At 48.6% G+C, this 1,888-nt stretch carries 1 rRNA gene; it reads right to left on the bottom strand.

Annotation, left to right across the window (positions count from 1 at the left end):
• Positions 1–106 precede the first annotated feature (106 nt).
• A 16S ribosomal RNA gene (locus ACQ93I_RS17130) occupies positions 107–1,628 on the bottom strand.
• Between the last annotated feature and the right edge of the window lie 260 nt (positions 1,629–1,888).

Raw genomic sequence — 1,888 nt, 5'->3', positions numbered from 1 at the left:
ATTAAATTGACAGTGAATTAAGACCAAAAGAAGCTTATCACTTCATTTGTAAAAAGGCTCCTTATGTCGTAATTGCGTTTTGCCTTATAAGAGGCAAAATCTCTAGAAAGGAGGTGTTCCAGCCGCACCTTCCGGTACGGCTACCTTGTTACGACTTAGCCCCAGTTACCAGTTTTACCCTAGGCGGCTCCTTGCGGTGACCGACTTCAGGTACCCCCAGCTTCCATGGCTTGACGGGCGGTGTGTACAAGGCCCGGGAACGTATTCACCGCATCATGGCTGATATGCGATTACTAGCGATTCCAGCTTCACGGAGTCGAGTTGCAGACTCCGATCCGAACTGTGATAAGGTTTATAGATTCGCTCCTGGTCGCCCAGTGGCTGCTCTCTGTCCTTACCATTGTAGCACGTGTGTGGCCCAGGACGTAAGGGCCGTGATGATTTGACGTCATCCCCACCTTCCTCACGGTTTGCACCGGCAGTCTGGTTAGAGTTCCCGACATTACTCGTTGGCAACTAACCACAGGGGTTGCGCTCGTTATAGGACTTAACCTGACACCTCACGGCACGAGCTGACGACAACCATGCAGCACCTTGTAACTTGCCCGAAGGAAAAGGTGTTTCCACCCCTGTCAAGCTACATTTAAGCCCTGGTAAGGTTCCTCGCGTATCATCGAATTAAACCACATGCTCCACCGCTTGTGCGGGCCCCCGTCAATTCCTTTGAGTTTCATTCTTGCGAACGTACTCCCCAGGTGGGTTACTTATCACTTTCGCTTAGCCACTCAGCTCTCAATCGAGCCAAACAGCTAGTAACCATCGTTTACGGCGTAGACTACCAGGGTATCTAATCCTGTTCGCTACCTACGCTTTCGTCCATCAGCGTCAGTAAATTATTAGTGATCTGCCTTCGCAATCGGTATTCTATGTAATATCTATGCATTTCACCGCTACACTACATATTCTAACCACTTCATAATTACTCAAGGTATGCAGTATCAATGGCAGTTCTACAGTTGAGCTGCAGACTTTCACCACTGACTTACAAACCCGCCTACGGACCCTTTAAACCCAATGATTCCGGATAACGCTTGGATCCTCCGTATTACCGCGGCTGCTGGCACGGAGTTAGCCGATCCTTATTCATACGGTACCGTCAAGCCCCTTCACGAAGGGGTGTTTCTTCCCGTATAAAAGCAGTTTACAACCCATAGGGCAGTCTTCCTGCACGCGGCATGGCTGGATCAGGCTCTCGCCCATTGTCCAATATTCCTCACTGCTGCCTCCCGTAGGAGTCTGGTCCGTGTCTCAGTACCAGTGTGGGGGATCTCCCTCTCAGGACCCCTACCTATCGCTGCCTTGGTAAGCCGTTACCTTACCAACTAACTAATAGGACGCATACTCATCTTTTACCGCCGAAGCTTTAATATAGAAATGATGCCATTCCTACATACCATGGGATATTAATCCGGGTTTCCCCGGGCTATGCCCCTGTAAAAGGTAGATTGTATACGCGTTACGCACCCGTGCGCCGGTCGCCACCATCCGAAGACGTGCTGCCCCTCGACTTGCATGTGTTAAGCCTGCCGCTAGCGTTCATCCTGAGCCAGGATCAAACTCTTCATCGTTAAATCTTATATACTTTAACAACTACTAAAGGAATTCCTCTTCTTCATCTCACCTAAATGAGAATCAAAGCTCAAAACGTTCTTCTAGTCTTAATTCTTATTTGCATTTGTTACTCGAAAGTAACATACGCGCTGTCAATTCAATATGTCAATGAACTCCACCCCTCTGTCCTTCCGGACATCTCCCCTTAAAAAGGGGAGAAAAACTTCCGTTTTACAGGAGGCGCTTCTTGTTGAAATCAAAGGAGTCGAACCTTATT

Origin of the sequence: Salinimicrobium sp. WS361 (assembly GCF_050750585.1) — a bacterium.
In the GTDB taxonomy this organism is placed as follows: domain Bacteria; phylum Bacteroidota; class Bacteroidia; order Flavobacteriales; family Flavobacteriaceae; genus Salinimicrobium.
The sequence above is the reverse complement of the archived record's forward strand: the minus strand, read 5'-3'. Positions and strand labels throughout refer to the sequence as shown.